Origin of the sequence: Actinoplanes solisilvae (assembly GCF_003999975.1) — a bacterium.
Lineage (GTDB): Bacteria > Actinomycetota > Actinomycetes > Mycobacteriales > Micromonosporaceae > Actinoplanes > Actinoplanes solisilvae.
In genome coordinates, this window is record NZ_RJAC01000086.1 from 1 (window position 1) to 949 (window position 949).

Consider the following 949-nt stretch of genomic DNA (forward strand, 5'->3'; position numbering starts at 1 on the left):
GGATGATTTACATTTAGGACTGCAAATACGTCCTAAACATATTGCATTGCTTAAACGCTATATTCAGCCTAATCATCCCTATTACACACATTTCTTTATCTTTGATTTAGACTATCCAACTGCATACATTGATTTATTTTATTCAATGGTTGGTGTACCGACTCCTAATTTGATTGTAGAGAATCCCCAGAATGGACATGCTCACTACATCTATCAATTAAAGACACCTATCTACAACACAAACGCAAGCAACTATAAGCCCATAAAGTACGGCAATGCTGTTTATTTGGCTCTTAGACAAGCTCTCAATGCAGATATTAATTACAGTGGGCTTATTACTAAGAATGCAATACATAGCTCTTGGCGTACCCATGTTCTACGTGAACAACCTTACACACTTGATGAACTCTCTGAACGCTTAGACTTAACAACATTTCAAATCAATAAAGAGATTAAAGTAGATGAAGCTGTAGGGCTTGGTCGTAACTGCTGTCTGTTTCATACAGTACGACATTGGGCTTATGTTGAAGTGCGAAAATATAGAGCTAAAACATTCAATCAATGGCTTGATGGTGTGATTGCTCAATGCTGTTCAGTCAATACTCAATTTACTGTACCGATGCAGTACAACGAGATTAAAGGTATTGCAAAATCTATTGCTCGCTGGGTGTGGAAACGTGATAACTATTGTTATCAAGAATTTATTGATCGTCAGACACGTAGAGGTCAATTAGGTGGGAAAGCTAAAGGTGAAGCATATAGTGTCAAACGCAAGCAAGCAGTGAGTTTAAAGGCTAAAGGATTAAGCAATACAGAGATAGCAAAACAGCTTGATGTAGCTCGTTATACAGTGATTCGTTGGCTTGATGGGGTGTCACAATAGCCGAATTCAGATAGTAGCCCTTTCTGGGTGTTTTTCTATTCCCTTCTGTTCTTATTTCCCATTGTT

Annotated in this window: 1 protein-coding gene; it reads left to right on the forward strand. The window is 37.9% G+C overall.

Annotation, left to right across the window (positions count from 1 at the left end):
* Positions 1-883 (forward strand): replication initiation protein (locus tag EER30_RS46690; protein ID WP_127509796.1); only part of this gene is annotated, 883 nt, incomplete at its 5' end.
* Positions 884-949 lie beyond the last annotated feature (66 nt).